22 protein-coding genes and 1 tRNA gene are annotated in these 17,296 nt (G+C 62.2%); 11 read left to right on the plus strand and 12 right to left on the minus strand.

Annotation, left to right across the window (positions count from 1 at the left end):
* Positions 1–2 precede the first annotated feature (2 nt).
* From AC1DON_RS12665 to AC1DON_RS12700, 8 genes are all read right to left on the minus strand, one after another.
* Positions 3–1,043, minus strand: a complete 1,041-nt coding sequence (locus AC1DON_RS12665; RefSeq protein ID WP_476935161.1) for an oxidoreductase — start codon at positions 1,041–1,043, stop codon at positions 3–5.
* A complete protein-coding gene (locus AC1DON_RS12670; RefSeq protein ID WP_476935162.1) occupies positions 1,036–1,668 on the minus strand; it encodes a TIGR02466 family protein in 633 nt (210 codons plus the stop codon). Before AC1DON_RS12670 ends, AC1DON_RS12665 begins: the two co-directional genes overlap by 8 nt.
* A 37-nt stretch (positions 1,669–1,705) precedes the next feature.
* Positions 1,706–2,221 (minus strand): DUF805 domain-containing protein, encoded by a 516-nt coding sequence (locus tag AC1DON_RS12675; protein WP_476935163.1) that lies wholly within the window; start codon positions 2,219–2,221, stop codon positions 1,706–1,708.
* A 65-nt stretch (positions 2,222–2,286) separates the two neighbouring features.
* The gene (locus AC1DON_RS12680; protein WP_476935164.1) at positions 2,287–3,174 is read right to left on the minus strand and encodes a M23 family metallopeptidase; all 888 of its coding nucleotides are present in this window, start codon (positions 3,172–3,174) and stop codon (positions 2,287–2,289) included.
* A complete protein-coding gene (locus AC1DON_RS12685) occupies positions 3,174–4,073 on the minus strand; it encodes a hypothetical protein (RefSeq protein WP_476935165.1) in 900 nt (299 codons plus the stop codon). Before AC1DON_RS12685 ends, AC1DON_RS12680 begins: the two co-directional genes overlap by 1 nt.
* A gap of 145 nt (positions 4,074–4,218) precedes the next feature.
* The gene (locus AC1DON_RS12690; protein WP_476935166.1) at positions 4,219–4,962 is read right to left on the minus strand and encodes an SIMPL domain-containing protein; all 744 of its coding nucleotides are present in this window, start codon (positions 4,960–4,962) and stop codon (positions 4,219–4,221) included.
* Positions 4,963–5,102: 140 nt separating this feature from the next.
* Positions 5,103–5,178 (minus strand) — tRNA-Ile (locus AC1DON_RS12695).
* Positions 5,179–5,238: 60 nt separating this feature from the next.
* Positions 5,239–6,519 (minus strand): MFS transporter, encoded by a 1,281-nt coding sequence (locus AC1DON_RS12700; protein ID WP_476935167.1) that lies wholly within the window; start codon positions 6,517–6,519, stop codon positions 5,239–5,241.
* Between the two features lie 103 nt (positions 6,520–6,622).
* Between AC1DON_RS12700 and AC1DON_RS12705 the strand changes: the two genes are divergently transcribed.
* The 11 genes from AC1DON_RS12705 to AC1DON_RS12755 all read left to right on the plus strand — a co-directional run bounded on the left by AC1DON_RS12705 (position 6,623) and on the right by AC1DON_RS12755 (position 15,596).
* The gene (locus AC1DON_RS12705; protein ID WP_476935168.1) at positions 6,623–7,204 is read left to right on the plus strand and encodes a TetR/AcrR family transcriptional regulator; all 582 of its coding nucleotides are present in this window, start codon (positions 6,623–6,625) and stop codon (positions 7,202–7,204) included.
* Between the two features lie 161 nt (positions 7,205–7,365).
* Positions 7,366–8,142 (plus strand): SPOR domain-containing protein, encoded by a 777-nt coding sequence (locus tag AC1DON_RS12710; protein ID WP_476935169.1) that lies wholly within the window; start codon positions 7,366–7,368, stop codon positions 8,140–8,142.
* A gap of 7 nt (positions 8,143–8,149) precedes the next feature.
* Positions 8,150–9,205: a beta-N-acetylhexosaminidase gene (gene nagZ / locus AC1DON_RS12715; protein ID WP_476935170.1), complete on the plus strand. Its 1,056-nt coding sequence runs from the start codon at positions 8,150–8,152 to the stop codon at positions 9,203–9,205.
* A gap of 4 nt (positions 9,206–9,209) precedes the next feature.
* Complete coding sequence (locus AC1DON_RS12720) at positions 9,210–10,088, plus strand: segregation and condensation protein A (RefSeq protein ID WP_476935171.1); 879 nt, start codon at positions 9,210–9,212, stop codon at positions 10,086–10,088.
* Positions 10,085–10,729, plus strand: a complete 645-nt coding sequence (scpB, locus tag AC1DON_RS12725; RefSeq protein ID WP_476935172.1) for an SMC-Scp complex subunit ScpB — start codon at positions 10,085–10,087, stop codon at positions 10,727–10,729. The genes AC1DON_RS12720 and scpB overlap by 4 nt, the downstream gene beginning before the upstream one ends.
* A 163-nt stretch (positions 10,730–10,892) precedes the next feature.
* Positions 10,893–11,084, plus strand: coding sequence for a twin-arginine translocase TatA/TatE family subunit (tatA, locus tag AC1DON_RS12730; RefSeq protein WP_476935173.1), 192 nt, complete (start codon positions 10,893–10,895; stop codon positions 11,082–11,084).
* Between the two features lie 65 nt (positions 11,085–11,149).
* Positions 11,150–11,713 (plus strand): Sec-independent protein translocase protein TatB, encoded by a 564-nt coding sequence (gene tatB, locus AC1DON_RS12735; RefSeq protein ID WP_476935174.1) that lies wholly within the window; start codon positions 11,150–11,152, stop codon positions 11,711–11,713.
* The gene (tatC, locus tag AC1DON_RS12740; protein ID WP_476935175.1) at positions 11,710–12,621 is read left to right on the plus strand and encodes a twin-arginine translocase subunit TatC; all 912 of its coding nucleotides are present in this window, start codon (positions 11,710–11,712) and stop codon (positions 12,619–12,621) included. Before tatB ends, tatC begins: the two co-directional genes overlap by 4 nt.
* Positions 12,622–12,752: 131 nt before the next feature.
* A complete protein-coding gene (serS, locus tag AC1DON_RS12745; protein WP_476935176.1) occupies positions 12,753–14,036 on the plus strand; it encodes a serine--tRNA ligase in 1,284 nt (427 codons plus the stop codon).
* A 115-nt stretch (positions 14,037–14,151) separates the two neighbouring features.
* Positions 14,152–14,949: a 5'/3'-nucleotidase SurE gene (surE, locus tag AC1DON_RS12750; RefSeq protein WP_476935177.1), complete on the plus strand. Its 798-nt coding sequence runs from the start codon at positions 14,152–14,154 to the stop codon at positions 14,947–14,949.
* Positions 14,946–15,596: a protein-L-isoaspartate(D-aspartate) O-methyltransferase gene (locus AC1DON_RS12755; RefSeq protein WP_476935178.1), complete on the plus strand. Its 651-nt coding sequence runs from the start codon at positions 14,946–14,948 to the stop codon at positions 15,594–15,596. Before surE ends, AC1DON_RS12755 begins: the two co-directional genes overlap by 4 nt.
* 6 nt (positions 15,597–15,602) lie before the next feature.
* Here AC1DON_RS12755 and AC1DON_RS12760 read toward each other — a convergent pair whose 3' ends face one another.
* From AC1DON_RS12760 to AC1DON_RS12775, 4 genes are read right to left on the minus strand one after another with little or no spacing between them, the layout of a single operon-like run.
* Positions 15,603–15,917: a hypothetical protein gene (locus tag AC1DON_RS12760; protein WP_476935179.1), complete on the minus strand. Its 315-nt coding sequence runs from the start codon at positions 15,915–15,917 to the stop codon at positions 15,603–15,605.
* The gene (locus AC1DON_RS12765) at positions 15,914–16,432 is read right to left on the minus strand and encodes an RNA polymerase sigma factor (protein WP_476935180.1); all 519 of its coding nucleotides are present in this window, start codon (positions 16,430–16,432) and stop codon (positions 15,914–15,916) included. The genes AC1DON_RS12760 and AC1DON_RS12765 overlap by 4 nt, the downstream gene beginning before the upstream one ends.
* A 30-nt stretch (positions 16,433–16,462) precedes the next feature.
* Positions 16,463–16,915 carry a hypothetical protein gene (locus AC1DON_RS12770; protein ID WP_476935181.1) on the minus strand — a complete coding sequence of 151 codons (453 nt, stop codon included), beginning with the start codon at positions 16,913–16,915 and terminating at the stop codon, positions 16,463–16,465.
* Positions 16,916–16,941: 26 nt separating this feature from the next.
* Positions 16,942–17,124 carry a hypothetical protein gene (locus AC1DON_RS12775; protein ID WP_476935182.1) on the minus strand — a complete coding sequence of 61 codons (183 nt, stop codon included), beginning with the start codon at positions 17,122–17,124 and terminating at the stop codon, positions 16,942–16,944.
* Between the last annotated feature and the right edge of the window lie 172 nt (positions 17,125–17,296).

A 17,296-nucleotide genomic window follows, 5' to 3' on the forward strand; every position in this document is an offset into this window, starting at 1 on the left:
CGCTAAACCCGGCAGGGAAGGCGTCTGCCTTCCTTGGCGCTCAGGAAGCCGAGGTCGAGCAGGCGCATGACCTTGCGGGCGTCTTCGGCCGGGACCGGATTGGGCGCGCCATCGCGGATGGTGCGCGCAATGCCTTCGTAATAGGCCAGGTAGTTGCCGGTCACGGCGTCGATCTGCTCCGGCACGCCGGGCGCGTCACCCGTCACCGGAATGAGCCGGGCCTGCACTGGATCGACGCCCCAACCCTTGTCGCCCGGCGTCCGGCCGGCTTTCAGCATGTCTTCCTGACCGTCCATGCCGTACTTGACGAAGCTGCCGCCAGCGCCTTGCGCTTCCATGACCGGGCCGGCCGCGGCCGTCATCATCGATGAATGCAGCACGACCCGTAAGCGCCCATAGCCCAGCACGACGTGGAAATAGTCGTCGGTGCTGGCGCCCGGGCGCTGGCCGGCTATATCGGCGCTGATCCAGTCCGGCCAGCCGAACAGGTCGAGCGATTGATCGAGCAGATGCGAGCCGAGATCGTACCAGATGCCGGAGCCCGGCCCGGCGCGTTCACGCCATCGGTCGCGCACCACTGGCCGCCAGCGGTCGTAGCGCAGGATGAACTGGTAGATGTCGCCCAGCCGGTCACGCACCGCCTGGAAGGTCAGGTGATTGCTGTCCCAGCGCCGACAGTGGAAGACCGACAGGGTCTTGCCGGCCCTCTGCGCGTGTTCGATCAGGTCTCGGGCCTGGATGTCGTTGAGCGCGAACGGCTTGTCGACGACGACGTGCTTGCCGGCGTCGAGTGCCGCGTGGGCCTGAGGGGCGTGCAGGTCGTTCGGCGTTGCGATGACGACCAGTTCGACATCAAGATCGTTCAGCGCCGCGTCCAGGGTCGGCGTGATATGCATGCCAGCCATATCATTCAGAACGTCGTTTGGACGGCTGGAGACGATGGTCGTGAGGTCCAACCCTTGCGCGGCGCGGATCAGCGGCGCGTGGATGGTCTTGCCAGCATAGCCGTAGCCGACCAGCGCCGTTTTCACCGGATCAGGCATAGTTGAAGCTCACCGAAATGCGGACATCTTCGCTGAGGTTGATCGGCACTTCGTGGCGCAGCCAGCTTTCCCATAGCAGGACCGTGCCGGGCTGAGGCGCAATCGACTGGAAGGCCTGGTGGTCCTGGCGTGCCGACGGTTTGCGCAAAGGGGCGTTCATCATCATGGCCAGGCGCGGATCTTCGAAGCGCAGCGAGCTGGCGCCGTCCGGAATGGTGACATAGAAGGTGCCGGAGATGACACTGTGCGGATGGATATGGCCGGAATGGGTGCCAAGGTGCTCCAGCACATTGATCCACATGCTGTCGAGCTTCAGCTTGCGGCCGTGCAGGTCGTATTCGAGCTGTTCAGCAAAGGCCGCGACGTGACCGTCGAGCCAGGTCTTGAGATCGGCAAAGATCGGTGCGCGTTCAGGCAGGTCGTTGAGTGACGCATAGGAAGTATAGCCAAGATAGGCCTTTTGCTGCGACCAGGTCTGTCCGGCTTCATCCTCATCGGCGATGGCGCGGCAGGTGTCGTCCAGTTCTTCGATGAAGGCGTCGAAACCGGCGCGCGCGGTCATGTCGGCGCGGTAGATTTCCGTGACGAACAAAGGGGTGATCTGGCCGGGTGCGCTTTTGCTCATAAGGGTGATGTGGCGCAATCCGCCGCGTGAGGCAAGCCTAGAAGTGCTCTGCTGGCTCTGGCGGGAAACTTCCAACTGGCAAACCAAAGCGGTTTGCGCCTTTCGTGCCCGGTAGAACTGCCAAAAGGGCTATGAGGGCAAGATTGTAATAGGTGAGCAAAGGTATCAGCATGTAAAGCGCGGTCGGAATATTCCCCAATCCATTCAGCGTGGATACGCTCTGCACGATGGCGAGCACAAGAACGACAAATGGAGCTACGCCAAGGCCTGCGGTCCAGCCTACGTCATGCAGGCGCTTGCCAACGAGAGCGAACATTGGCCAAAGCATGGTCAGGGTGAACAAGGCCAGGACCAGATCACCAAATAGCCATGGGCTGTTTCGGAAGTCGCCGCCATCGATTGCGGCCTGAACGTTTTGCGCGACGATCCATGATATCGCGTAAAAGGTCGCCTGTATCGGAGCGACGAAATACCAGATCGGCTTTCGGCTGACGCGCCCATTCGGCGAAAGGAAGAAATTCCAAAATCGGAACGAAGGCTTGGCGTCCGGCAAAAGCAAATCCCCCTCGGCTGCCCAAGGGGGACGCTAACATTACGACCTGACGCTGTAAACGCCGGCTATTCCACGATCGGGCAATCGCCCGCCAGGCTGCGCGAATAGGCATCGACCAGGGCGTTGTACGGCGGCACGAAGGTGTTGGCCGTCAAAACCGTGCCGTTCGACAGGGTTTCCGACTGGGCGATACGGACTTCGAAATGCAGGTGGATAGTCGTGTACTGCGGCACGCCGTTGGAGGTGCCGAGATTGTTCGACACCAGGCCGATCTTCTGACCACGCTTGACCTCATCGCCGACCGCCACTTTCAGCGAGCTCGATTGCAGGTGCAGATAGCGATAGATGCGGTGGGGGCTGCCGCTGCCGGTGATGGCGACGGTATAGGAGCCGACCTGGGTGACGACGCCGTCTTCGGCCGCGATGGCCCAGTGCAGGTTCGACTTACAGGTCGCCGGGCGGATATCCTGGCCCTGGTGGCCCTGGCCGCTCTTGCACATGACGTTCGACCACGACCGGCTTTCACAGAAGTTGTCGGACCACGGATAGGCATAGTTCGACGCATCGCATTGCGAGCCGTGATTGGTCGCCGACGCGGTCGGATAGTTGCTGCCGCCCGGGCGATAGACCTGGCTGTTGGCATAGGCGAGGCCGGCGATCGGGAAGCAGATGCCGGGCGCCCAGTTCGACGTGTCCGTATAGCCCTGGCCCGATCCGGAAACGAGTTGCGTTGCCGGATTGTAAGGGAAGTCGACCATGGCGATCGATGAAGACGAGGAGGCGGATTCCGACGCCGATTCCGACGCCATTTCCGAAGCGGCTTCACTGGCCGTTTCGCTGACGGCCTCGGACGACGATGAGCTGCTGCCACCGGTGTTCATGCCGGGGATGTCGTCGCATCCGGTCAGAGCCAGGACAGCGCCTACGACGAGGAGAGGGAGGAAAGATCGCATTACTGGCCTCCCTTGGTGAGGTTGCTGATCGACTTGGAGACGTTGTCCAGCCAGCTGGTCGGCTTGGTTTCCTGGTCAGCCTCGGCCTGCGCCTGGGCGCCCAAGGTCACGTCATCGAACTCGGCGATGGCCTTGCGGATATAGGCGTCGGTGACGCAGTCGGCGGCCTTGACGTCATCACAGGTGACGTCGAGGCTGTAGACCACGCCGAAGCGCGTAAAGGTCGCCGTCCAGCCGTCTTCCATCTGCGAGATGCGGATGTCTTCGGTCACGCCGGCCAGCTTCTGGATCGGGCGGGCCGAAACCGCGCCCTTGTCGCCGGCGACGAAGGTGCGGTTGCCGTACATGGTGACCTGGATGCCCTTGTTTTGCGGCATGTTGAGCGCGTAGGCGTCGCCGAAGCTGACCATCCTGGCCTTGGCGGTATCGATCACGCCTTCGCGTGGCAAGAGGACGGGCAGGCGGGTCTTGTCGAGCGCCTGACGCGGCAGGCGGGCCGCCAGGTTGCTGGGCCTGCGCGCCGTCTTCATCTGGCTGGAACGCGCCATAGCCGACGACCATTGCACCTTGGCTGGCGCCATGGGGCGGCGCAGCAGCATGGGTGCAACAGGCCGCGCGGCGACCGACGTTGCGGCTGTCGGGCGCTGTGCAGCCACGGGCGCGGCAGTAACGGCAGCCGGTGTGGCGGCGATATTGGTATCGGTGGCTTTCGCCTGGCTGATGCGCGTGGCGCTCGCCATCGTAAGCCTGGCGCTCTGCACCTCAGGCTTGGCCGCCGTGGCATCCTGTGTTGTCGTATCCTGGGCCTGGCTGCCGAACGCGACGGCGCCGGCAGTCGCCAGGGCCACGAGCGCTGCCGCACCCATGGCAAGATTGAAACGATTACGATTATTCGGCACCTGGTCAGCCCTCCCGCACCAAGTCAAAGGCGCAGATACGCGCGCCGACAGCCCATGCGAAAAGGGTTAACAGGTTCCGCGCCCCTTGTCACGGGGGCGCGGCGGTCAGATCGAACTGTGTTCTTACTTTTTCAGTTCACCAGTCTTACTTCTCTAATTCAAAAGTGCCGGTGATGGTGATGCTCTGTTGCAGCTCACCAGCCGATACCGGTGTCGAGGCGTCCTCAGCCTTCATTCTCGCCTGAAGCATTGGCATGGGCGGATGGTAGCTGGGGGCCGAACCTTCCTCGATGCTAAGCAGCTTCTTCAGCTTGAGGCCGGTCGCCGAGGCGTAAAGCGCCGCACGCTGGTTCAGGGTCGCAACGGCCTTTTGGCGTGCCTGGTCGAGTACGGCGCCATTGTCCTTCAGGCCAAAGCCGATCTGGTCGATCTGGTTGACGCCGGCGCCGATGACGGCGTCGATGACCGGGCCGGTCTTGTCGAGGTCATTGACGCGGACCGTGACCTGGTTGCGCGCCTCATAGCCGGTCAGTTTCGGCGCCTGGTTGTTGGCATAGTTGTACTGTGGATTGAGCTGCAGGTTCGAGGTCTGGATGTCCTTGGCGGCGATGCCGGCGGCCTTGAGCGCGCTCATGACGGCGTTCATGCGGACATTGCCGGCCTTCATGGCTTCGGCGGCAGTCTTGCCCTGGCTGACGACGCCGAAGTTCACGGTCGCCATGTCAGGCGCGACGCTGACTTCGCCGGTGACGGACAGGCTGAGCGTGGTAGGCATGGCCATGACGACGGGGGCAGGCGCGGTCTGGGCGGACGCCATGGGGGCAATCAGCAGGCCGGCGGCGGCGACGGTCAGGGCGATCGATTTGAAAAGCGCGCGGGAGGAGGACATCTGTTGTCTTTCTTTGGTGTGTTGTGGCGGCAATGCGATCCGTGTCGGGAGTACAGACCGTAATTACGACCGCCATAAGACAGCCTGGCGCCTGAACGGCGGCTGAACGGATATGCTGGGATACTGTTTATTGGGGAAAGTGGTAGGCCCGGAGGGACTCGAACCCCCAACCAGACCGTTATGAGCGGTCGGCTCTAACCATTGAGCTACAGGCCCCCAAGGCAGGCGGCGTGCCTAACACGCGCGATCTAAAATTTAAAGTCGCGATTTTTGTTTTCAACCGGCTGCTTGCAGCACCGCTGCCTTTGGCCGGATGATGAACAGGGCCGCCAATGCCGCGATCAGGCACAGCGAGCCTGCCAGCAGGAAGGCCGGAAGATAGCTGCCCGAGCCCGTACGGATGGTGCCGGCTATGAAGGCTATGGCGGCTGCGCCCAACTGGTGCCCGCAGAATACCCAGCCAAACACGACCGGGGTCTTTTCCGGGCCGAACTTTTCTGCCGCCAGCTTAAGCGTCGGCGGCACGGTCGCGATCCAGTCGAGGCCATAGAAGACGGCAAACGGCGACAGGCCCATGATGGTGAATTCGGCATTGGGCAGGTAGAGCAGGCTCAGGCCACGCAGGGCGTAGTACCAGAACAGAAGCCAGCGCGAATCGAAGCGGTCCGACAGCCAGCCCGATCCTATGGTGCCGATAAAGTCGAACAACCCCATCAGCGCCAGCACTGAGGCGGCGGCGACCGCCACCATGCCGAAGTCGCCGCACAGCGAGACAAAGTGTGTCTGCACCAGGCCATTGGTCGAGGCGCCGCAGATAAAGAAGGTGCCGAACAGGATCCAGAAGGTGCGTGTCTGCGCTGCTTCCTTGAGCATGGCAAAGGCAGAGAACTTGACGGCAGGGGCGGCGACTGGCGCCAGGGCCTGCGTTTCGCCATAGGGATTGAGGCCGACGTCAACCGGGCGATCGCGCAGCAGGAGCAGGACCAGCACAAGCGCCGTCACGAGCAATGCGCAGACGAGGAGGAGGGCGGTCTGCCAGCCGTAATCTTCCGACAGGCGGGCGATGAGCGGCAGGAAGGCCAGTTGGCCAGTGGCGCTTGAGGCCGTCAGAATGCCGATGACCAGGCCGCGTCTCTGGCTGAACCAGCGGTTGGCGACCGTGGCCCCGAGCACAATGGCGGTCATGCCCGTGCCGACGCCAACGAACAGGCCCCAGAACAGGAAGAGTTGCCAGATTTCCGTCATCAGCAGCGACAGGCCCAGCCCGGCGATAATCAGGCCCAGCGCCAGCGACACGACGCGCTTGAGGCCAAAGCGGATCATCATGGCGGCGGCAAACGGCGCGATCAGGCCCAGCAGGATCAGCCGTACCGCCAGCGCGCCGGAGATTTGCGCGGCCGTCCAGCCAAATTCCTTTTGCAGGGGCGGCATCAGCACGCCTGGCGCGCCCATGGCGCACGCCGTCGTCAGCATGGTGAGGAAGGTCACGGCCAGCATCACCCAGCCATAGTGGACATTATGGCGGCTGAGCTGGCGGGCAATGGCGCTGGAGATCATGCGATCCTCACTTAAACATGATGGTGATCATGTTTGTATTTATGATAGTGATCATGTATAAGCAATGCCAAATCTCGTAACGATCCTGCCAAATGGAGTTCCCTTGAAAACCTCGCGTGCCCACGTCGAAAAGAACCGCGAAAACCTGCTGGACGCCGCGTCCAAGGGCTTTCGCCGCAAGGGTTTCGAGGGCGTCAAGGTCGCTGAGCTGATGCAGGAGGTCGGCCTGACCCACGGCGGTTTCTACAACTATTTCAAGTCCAAGGACGACCTGGTCGCCAGCGCCTGCGACGCCTCGCTGAAACGCCAATCCGAGCGCGTCAAGAGCATGAAGGATAAGGACTCTGGAGCCGAACTCATCGCTTATTTCGAGCGCTATCTGTCCCAGGCCAGCCGCGACACGCCCGAAAACGCGTGCCTGTTTCCATCGCTGGCGGCCGACGTGTCGCGCCAGGGCGAGGCGGTGCGCACCGTCTTCAGCGAGGGCTTAAGCGACTATCTCAATGCGATGGGCGACCTGACCGACAAGGATCGGCCCAAGGACGGCCTGCCGCACAATGCGGTCTCGGTATTGTCGACGCTGGTCGGAGCCATGGTGCTGGCGCGTGCTGTCAATGATCGTCAGCTGTCGGATGGTATTCTCTATGCAGCGCGGCAATCGCTGACGCGGCGCTATGAGAAATAAAAATGCGATAGGAAAATGACTTAAGGCCCAAACGGTCGCTGTGGCGCAACTTTTTGGCCACAGGGGTGTCAAAATTCCCTGCTAGTCTGTAAAGTACGGGCGCCTGAATGGGAATCAGGCGCTTTTTCGCATTTTTCGCGTCAACCCTCAGGGAAACCGTCATGACCGATAAGGACCGCGGCACCTATTCGCCGCCGACCGAGGATAACCTGTCCTATGAAGCGCGCCGGCCTGCCCAGCGCGATCAGGCGCCGATTACGCTGATCATCAGCGGCATCTTCCTCGTCGTGCTCTTGATCGTCGTTCTGATCTTCTACAATTCGGGCCTGAACAAGGGCGCCGGCAATGCTCCGGAAGTCGGTGATCCGGTCGGCGACACCAAGGAACGCGTCGAGGACGCCAAGCCGCTGAGCGAGCAGGAGTTCGATGCCGGCGCGGATACCGGTGCCGCCACCTTCGCGCAATCCGCAGAAGCGCCGGCGCGCGACGCCGCCTCGATGACCGCCAACGAAGCGCCGCCACCGGCCGCGCCCATCCAGGGCCCGCTGCCGTCGCAGGCCGACAATGCGGCTATCACCGGCGGACAGCTCAAGCCGCCGGTCGCGGCGGTGACACCGCAGGCGACGCCCGCCGCAACACCTGCGCCGGCGGCGGTGAAGCCTGCTTCGGCGTCGGCTGTTGCCAAGCCTGCCGCCTCGGGCGCAGCCGTGGTGCAGATCGGCGCCTTCGACAGCCAGGAAACGGCCAATCGCGAATATGCCAGCGTCGCCTCGTCCTACGGCCTGTTCGTCGGCGGCACGTCCAAGCGCGTCGAAAAGGTCGAGACACCCAAGGGCACCTTCTATCGCACCTCGTTTGCCGGCTTTGCTTCGGCTGAGAAGGCCCGTTCCTTCTGTTCGGCGCTCAAGGCCGCCGGCCGCGACTGTATCGTAAAGTAAGACTGAGATGGCGACGCACGCATGTATCCTGGGCCTGAGTGGCACAGAGGTCACCCCGGCGGAGCGCAAGTTCTTCCGCAACAGCCAGCCGCTTGGCTTCATCCTGTTTCGCCGCAATGTCGAGACACCGGAACAGGTCAAGGCGCTGGTCGACGACCTGAAGACCTGCGTCGAGCACGAGGCGCTGATCCTGATCGACCAGGAAGGCGGCCGGGTCCGCCGCCTGCGTCCGCCGCACTGGCCGGACTATCCGCCCGCGTCGCGCTTTGCCGAGGTCTGTAACGACCCTTACGAAGCGCGCGACATGGCGCGTCTGGGCGCGCGCCTGATGGCCGCCGACCTGTTCGCGCTGGGTATCAATGTCGACTGCGCGCCGGTCCTCGACGTGCCGCAACCCGGCGCCCACGACATCATCGGTGACCGCGCCTATGGCCTGACGGCAAAGGATGTCGCCGTCATGGGCCGCGCCGCCTGCGAAGGTCTGCTGGCCGGTGGTGTCCTGCCGGTTATCAAGCATATCCCGGGACATGGCCGGGCAGGGGCCGACAGCCACGCTTCGCTGCCGGTGGTCGATACGTCGCTGGAAGAATTGCTGGCGACGGACTTCTATCCGTTCCAGGTCAATGCCGACATGCCCCTGGCGATGACGGCGCACGTTCTTTATTCGGCGGTCGACCCCAAGCATCCGGCGACGACCTCGAAGAAATGCATCCGCCTGATTCGCGAAGGCATCGGCTATGACGGCCTGATCATGTGCGACGACCTGTCGATGGGCGCGCTCAGCGGTGACCTGAATGCCCGTGCCCACGCCAGCCTCAAGGCCGGCTGCGACGTCCTGCTGCATTGCAATGGCCAGATGGAGCAGATGGTCGAGGTCATGAAGGAGACGCCGAAGCTGAAAGGCGCGGCCCGCCGCCGCACCGAAGCCGCTCTGACGCGCATCCTAACGCACCCCGAGCCGCTCGACGTGACCGAAGCGCGCGCCCGTTTCGACAGCGTGCTCGCGCGCGTAGCCTCGGGCGAAGTGCGCGCCGATCCGACCGAGTTTCAGGTAACGGCATAGACACGTGGTCGAGACGCCAAAGGTCATTTCCGGGCTTGAGCACGATGTCCAGCAGCACAAGCTGGACTTTGCCGGCGCCGCGCCCACGGAAACGCCGGAGGACATTGCCCCCGAAGAGACGCTGCTTCTCGATCTCGATGGCTTCGAAGGCCCGCTGCACGTTCTGTTGGCCCTGGCGCGCTCGCAGAAGGTCGACCTGCTCAAGATCTCGATCACCAAACTGGCCGAGCAATACCTGGCCTTTATCCAGGAGGCGCGCCGCCTGCGGTTCTCGCTGGCGGCCGACTATCTCGTCATGGCGTCGTGGCTGGCCTATCTGAAGTCGCGCCTGCTGCTGCCCAAGACCGAGCGCAAGCAGACCGACGAAATGGCGCCGGAAGAGATGGCCCTGGCGCTGGCCTTCCGCCTGAAGAAGCTTGAGACCATGCGCAAGGCGGTCGACGCGCTGACCTCACGGCCCCAACTGAAGCGCGACGTGTTTGCGCGCGGCGACCCCGAGGCGCGGCTGATCATCCCGTCGGCCAATATCGACGCCAATGTCTTCGACCTGATGAGCGCCTATGTCACCCAGCGCCGCCGTGAGGCCGAGCGCCACTACGACCCGACACGGCGCATCGAAGCCTATTCGCTGGAAGATGCGCGCGACAATCTGCGCGCCCAGTTGCCGCGCCTGACCGGCTGGACGGCTCTGGACGATGTCGCGCCCCGCCCCGAAGATTTTGAGATCGCTGAACACGCGCCGCGCCGGGTGTCTTACATGGCCTCGACCCTGTCGGCCTCGCTGGAACTGGCGAAAGAAGGCCAGCTTCAGCTCCAGCAACTGGCGACGTTCGAGACGCTGTATATGCGCCGTCGGCCGCCACTGATCGGAGGCGCATCGTGACCCTTGAAGATGTCGAACGCGCCATCGAAGCGCTTCTGTTTGCTGCCGCCGGGCCCTTGTCGGCCGCGGAACTGGCCTACCGCCTGCCGGAAGGCGCCGAAATCGGCAAGGCACTGGCGGGCCTCAAGGCCCGCTATGCCGGGCGAGGGGTGTCGCTGGAAGTCATCAATGACCGCTGGCAGTTCCGGACCGCGCCCGACCTGGCCTTCCTGATGGTCGAAGAGCGCGAGGAGCCGCGCAAGCTGTCCAAGGCGGCTCTGGAGACCCTGGCCATCATCGCCTATCATCAGCCGGTGACGCGTGCCGAGATTGAAATGATCCGCGGCGTCGGCCTGTCGCGGGGGACGCTGGACGTGCTGCACGAGATGAACCTGATCAAGCTGCGCGGCCGCCGCAAGACGCCGGGGCGACCCGTTGCCTATGGTACGACCGACACCTTCCTGGAACAGTTCTCGCTGCCGAGCCTGACCGACCTGCCGGGCGTAGCGGAAATGCGCGCCGCCGGTCTGCTGGATATCAACGTGCCGGCCGACTTCATGGTGCCCGACCCCAGCGCGCCGCAGGCCGCTGAAGACGCCGCTTCGCTCGACGACATGGACGAGATTGAATTCGCCCAGGATTTCTTCGAGGAGAAAGATTGACTTTTAACCACGTCCCTTCGTCAGTGACGTAAAATTGCGTAAAAAGCGCTTTGAAGTCGCCTTGAACTGCGACTATATGAGCGTAATGGCCAAGGGTTTGGCCTGTTTTTAAGTACCAGGCGCGCCGTATCAGGAATGGGCGAGCCTTTTGAGGAGACCGCCAATGGGTGCAATCAGTATCTGGCACATCGGCTTTGTGCTTATCATCGTTCTGCTGCTGTTCGGAACGGGCAAGCTGTCGGGCCTGATGGGTGACGCCGCCAAGGGCATCAAGGCGTTCAAGGACGGCCTGAAGGACGAGCCTGAAGCCGACAAGAAGACCGAGACGGTCAAGAGCGAAGAGCCCAAGGCTTGATCCCGCGCGGCCGGATGAACAGTCCGGCCTGACCTTTTGAAACCGTTGAAGAAAGCCTGAATCGGATGTTGCCCGGTGTCGGCGGCAGCGAAATTGTCGTCATAGCTGTCATCGCTCTGCTGGTGGTAGGTCCCAAGGACCTGCCCAAACTGTTGCGCCAGATCGGCCGCTTTGTCGGCAAGATGCGCGGCATGGCCGACGATTTCCGCTCCTCATTTGAAGATATGGCTCGCCAGAGCGAGCTCGATGACTTGCGCAAGGAGGTCGAAGCGCTGCGCACCAATCGCGTGCCCGTGCTCGATGACGTCCGCACCGAAATCGACAAGGTGCAGTACGAGGTCAACGAAAGCCTGACGCCGACAACGCACTTCTATTCGGGTTCCGAGGACGTTGCGTCGCCGGATGCCGAGGATTTCAACAGCTCCGAACCGCCAGTGCCTGTGACCGTACCGGTCGAAGATGCACCCGCGGTGAGCCTGAAAAAGCCACGCACCAAAGCGCCTGCCCAGGCAAAGACTGTGACAAAGCCAGCGCCCAAGATCGCTGCGAAACCGCCGCGCACCGCGAAAGCGGCTGTTGCTGAAGCCGCCGCGGCGCCGAAACGCACCCGTAAGAGCAAGGCGTCATGAGCGAGTTGCCGCAAGTCATCGAAGACAAGTCGAAGCGTGCCCTTGTTACCAAGGAAGAGCAGGACCAGGCCGAGATCGAGTCGTCGCGCGCGCCTTTGATGGAGCACCTGGTTGAGCTGCGCGGGCGGCTGATGATCATGGTCCTCGCCTTCGTCGCCGCCTGTATCGGCTGCTACGTCTACGCCGAGCCGATCTACGAATTCCTGCTGCATCCCTTCAAGATCGCCAATGCGCTGCTGGAAGAGCAGAAGATTTCCGGTCATCACGGCAATCCGTTTGACCTGGTGTACGTCCTGCTCGGCTTCAAGGAAGTCGTGATCACCAAGGACGTGTCGCTGATCTTCACGGCGCCGCTGGAGTTCTTCTTCACCAAGCTGAAGATGGCCATGTTCGGCGGTATCATCGTCAGCTTCCCGGTCCTGGCCTTCCAGCTTTACCGTTTCGTCGCGCCGGGCCTGTACCGCAAGGAACGCAACGCCTTCCTGCCGTTCCTGTTCGCCGCCCCCGTGCTGTTCATTATCGGCATGGCCCTGGTCTATTTCCTCATCCTGCCGATGGTGCTGTGGTTCTCGCTGAGCCAGCAGATCACGGCGCCGGGCGTCAATGTCACGGCCATGTTCAAGGTGTCGGACTATCTGTCGCTGATCACGACCCTGATGCTGGCCTTTGGCTGCTGCTTCCAGTTGCCGATCATTATCACCCTGCTGGGCCTGGCGGGCATCGTCACCGCCAAGCAACTGGGGCAACTGCGCCGCTACGCTATCCTGGCCATCGTCGTCGTCGCCGCCGTGGTGACGCCGCCCGATCCGATTTCGCAGATCATGCTGTCGCTGCCTATCTGGCTGCTCTACGAAATATCGATCCTGTGCGTGCGCGTCATCGAGTTCCGGCGTCCCAAGACGGCTTAAAACCAAAGACGGCTTAGTAAGGCAAGGGTGCTTAGCACCCTTGACCCGTAACGCGACGGCGCTTATGCCCTCTGCCTCAGGCTCACCGCTTTTGCCGGTGAGTCATGTTTATGCAAATCGAGGGCAGAACCATGCACGATATCAAGGCATTGCGCGAAAATCCTGAAGCCTATGTGCGCGGCTGGTCGTCGCGTGGCCGGGACACTGCGCAATCGGATGTCGACGGACTGATTGCCCTCGACAAGGATCTGCGCGCCGCCAAGACGGCGTTCGAGACCAATCAGGCGCAACTGAAGAAGCTGTCGGGCGAAATCGGCAAGGCCAAGGCGCAGAAGGACGAGGCCAGGGCCTCCGAACTGATGGCTGAGGTCGAGGCGCTGAAAGGCGCGATTGCGACTGCGCAAGAGCAGGAGCGCGACAAAGATATTGAACTGCGTGACGCGCTGGCGGCCCTGCCGAACGTGCCGTTCGAAGATGTGCCGCAAGGCGCTGACGAACACGGCAATGTCGAAATCCGCAAGCATGGCGCGCCGAACATCCTGACCTTTGCGGCCAAGGACCACGCTGACTTGGGCGAAGCTCTGGGGCTTATGGACTTTGAAGCTGCGGCGAAAATGTCTGGCTCGCGCTTTGTCGTGCTGAAAGGCCAACTGGCGCGGCTTGAACGTGCCATCGGGCAGTGGATGCTCGATACGCAGACGACTGAGCATGGTTACAGTGAAGTCAATCCGCCGGTTCTGGTCCGCGGCGATGCATTGTACGGCACCGGCCAGTTGCCGAAGTTTGAAGAGGACCTTTTCAAGACGACGGACGATCGTTACCTGATCCCGACCGCCGAAGTCACCCTGACCAACCTTGTCCGGGAAGCGATCACGGCCGAGGAAGAGCTGCCGCTGCGCCTGACGGCCCTGACCAACTGCTTCCGCGCCGAAGCCGGATCGGCCGGCCGTGACACCAAGGGCATGATCCGCCAGCACCAGTTCCAGAAGGTCGAGCTGGTCTCGATCACCACGCCGGAACAGTCGGCCGACGAGCACGACCGCATGACCGGGTGCGCCGAGGCGATCCTGAAAAAGCTCGATCTCTCCTTCCGCACCATGCTGCTGTGCACGGGCGATATGGGCTTTGGCGCGCGCAAGACCTACGATCTCGAAGTCTGGCTGCCGTCGCAGAACACCTATCGTGAGATTTCGTCGTGCTCGAACTGCGGGGATTTTCAGGCGCGCCGTATGGACGCCCGCACGCGCAAGGCCGGCGAAAAGGGCACGCGCTTTGTCCATACCCTGAACGGCTCAGGCCTGGCGGTTGGTCGGACCCTGGTGGCGATCATGGAAAACTATCAGGACGAAGGCGGCCGGATCGCGGTGCCGGCGGTGCTGCAGCCCTATATGGGCGGCCTGACGCATATTGTCTGACTTCCGGGTGCAGGGTCTGCGACCCTGCCCGCCGGAGGCCAAATATTTATGCCGGGACGCTTGATCCTGCCGCGCGAATGATCGTAAAACACAGGCGTGTTCACCGAAGGTTCTCATGCGTATTCTGCTCACCAATGATGACGGCATAGAGGCTTACGGCCTGGCGGTGCTCTATGACATCGCCCGGACCCTGACCGATGACGTCTGGGTGTGCGCGCCAGTTGTCGAACAGTCGGGCAAGGGCCGGGGCGTGACCCTGCACGACCCGTTGCGCGTCAAACGGCTGGACGAGAAGCGCTTTGCCGTCTCGGGCACGCCCACCGACTGTGTGCAGATCGCCATCAATGACATCCTGCCGGAACCGCCCGATTTGCTGCTGTCTGGAATCAACCGTGGATTCAACCTGGCGCAGGACGTAACCCTGTCGGGGACGGTTGCCGGCGCCTTGCAAGGCATGACGCTGGGTATCCCCTCGATCGCCCTCTCGCAATGTCTGGACTTCGATATCGACATCGAAGCGCAGTGGCAGGCAGCGTGCCGCCATGGCGCACCGATCGTCAATGCCTTGCTAAAACAGGGCTGGCCGGATGACGTCGTGATGAATGTCAACTTCCCGGATTGCAGCGCCGACGATGTGGCGGGCGTCGAGATTACCCGTCAGGGCTTTCGCGACATGCACGAGATGCATGCCGTCAAGCGCGTCGATCCGCGCGGCCGGACCTATTACTGGATGGACTTCCACAACCTGCAACAGACCCTGGTCGAAGGCACGGACCTCAGGGCGGTGGCCGACAACAAGATCTCCATCACGCCGCTGCATCTCGACCTGACGCACAATGAAACCCTGCACAAGATGCGCAAGGTCATCGGTGGCACTGTCCCCAAGCAGATCGACGTCGAGGCGGCGCAATGAGTGAACCGAAGGAAGAAAGCCGGCTGCAACGTCTGTTGCGCGGGCTGAAAGCGCAGGGCATCGAGGACAAGAAACTGCTGCACGCGCTGGAATATACGCCGCGTGACCTGTTTGTCCCTGAGCTGTTCCTCGACCGCTCGTGGGAAGATTCCGCTATCCCGATCAACTGTGGACAGACGATTTCGCAGCCCTATATCGTCGGGCTGATGACCCAGGCGTTGAAGATCGAAGGCCGCCATCGCGTGCTCGAAATCGGCACCGGCAGCGGCTATCAGACGGCAATCCTGGCGCGGCTGGCGCGCTATGTTTACACGATCGAGCGCTATCGTTCTTTGATGCTTGAGGCCGAAATCCGCCACAAGCGGCTGATGCTGGAAAATATCATCTATCGTTTCGGCGATGGCTGGAATGGCTGGCCGGAGCAGGCGCCGTTCGATCGCATCCTGGTCACGGCCGCCCTGCCGGAAGCGCCGGCCGAACTGCTGGGGCAGTTGAAACCCAAGGGGATCATGGTCGGACCGCAGGGCAAGGGCTCGACCCAGCGCCTGCTGCGCTATACCAAGTCGGCCGACGGCGATTACGATATCGAGGACCTGGGCGAGGTGCGGTTCGTGCCGCTGATCGCCGGCGTCGCGAAAGACTCCTAAGAGCGCTTAGACCGGCAATCCCATGGCGCGCATGCCGGGGCGCATCTGCTGAAAGCCAAACACCAAAACCGCGCCGGCAGTCATCGCGAAGGCTGCGGGCAGGATATCTTGGCCGAGGCCGATCAGGGCCGGGGTAACATGCGGCATGATGATGGCCAGCATGACGATCGCCGCCACGCCGATGACGCTCAAGACCAGCACCTGCTCCTGAAAGCGGCGGCGTTCGACCTTGGACATGACTTCAAGCTCGAAGCTGTAGTCGCGCGCCGGCACGAAGGTGGCGTCATCGTTGGCCAGTAAATCTCTTAGCGGATCGCTCATGACTGCACTCCCAGAAGGGCGTTGAGCCTGTCCCTTCCTTTTTGAATATGCGATTTTACCGTGCCGAGAGGAAGTCCTAAAATCTCGGCGGCCTCGCTATGGCTGTAATCGGCGGCGACGCATAAGGAGACGGCCGCGCGGACATCGATCGGTAATTGCTGAAGGGCTGCCTGGACCGACAGCCGGGTATCCACCGTCGATGAGGCGCTCTGCGGTTGCAGGTCGTGCCATTCCGCGTCGCGCGCGGCTGAACGGTTGGCGCCGCGCCGGTCGTTCAGCGCCTTACGGTAGACGATGCCGCAAACGAAGGTTCGGAATGACACGTCGGGCCGCAAACGATCCAGCCGTGACCAGGCCGTGACAAAGGCTTCCTGCGCCAGGTCGTCGGCATCGGCCGGCACCGCTGCCAGCCGGCGGGCAAAGGCCCGCACCGCCTGCTGGTGCTCAGCGACCAGGCGCGAAAACGCCTGGTCGGAGCCCTGGCGGGCGCGCTGGAGTAAGGAAGCGGTGTCCATGATCGATGTCTGTCCGCAGTACGCCTAAGCCTATTCCAGGTCTTTGTCCGGATAGCTATCCTGACGCTTGGGGCCAAACAGCATGCGGATGCCGGCGATAACGGTCAGGCAGATGGCGGCAACGCCAAAGCCGAGGGCGAGGGCCGTGAAAACCTGGTGGCCACCGCCGTAATAGCCGTAATAGCCAAAGCCGATCGCCAGGGCCGTAAAGACGACGGCCTGAGGCCACCAGCCGTGATGGCGTCCGCGCCGGCCCTTGTAATAGCCGGTGTAGCCGGCGGCGTATTCGTGGGCGCGCTGCTCATCGCTCTTGAGCATGTCGAGCAGGGCCTGGGGCGGCTCCTTGCCCTGGTCGGCGTAGGTCTTGAGCAGCTTTAGCGTGTCGCTGCGCTGACGGTATTGGCCGAAGCTGCCGAATATCCCCATGACCATCCAGAAGATGGGGAACAGGAGCCACCAATAGCTGCGAAAAAGATCTTCCATGTTCTATACTCTCAAAAGGTCTCGTCTCAAAAGGTCTGGCGCTTCAGCGCGTCAGGAACGTCCATGCCCCGGTCGACATAGGACTTGATTACGTCGAGCCGCTTGCGTTCGATATCGCCGCGCACGACTAGGCGGACAACGCCGATGGTCATAAAGCCGATCGGGAAGGCCAGCCACCAGTAGTTAGCTATGAATTGGGTTGCGTCCATATTTGTATCTCCTCTATCTCTGCCAGGCTGCCGTGGCCGCCCTCATGAACCGCTTTCGATACTGAATGTCCGCAGGCCCGGCGTTTGGATGTGGCGGATGTAAAAAATTTTAGCGTCTGGCAATTTTGGCGGATAATTTTTGGCGCAAACGCGGTTTTGCCCAATTTTCACG

It is taken from the genome of Asticcacaulis sp. P4_H10 (genome assembly GCF_056400965.1).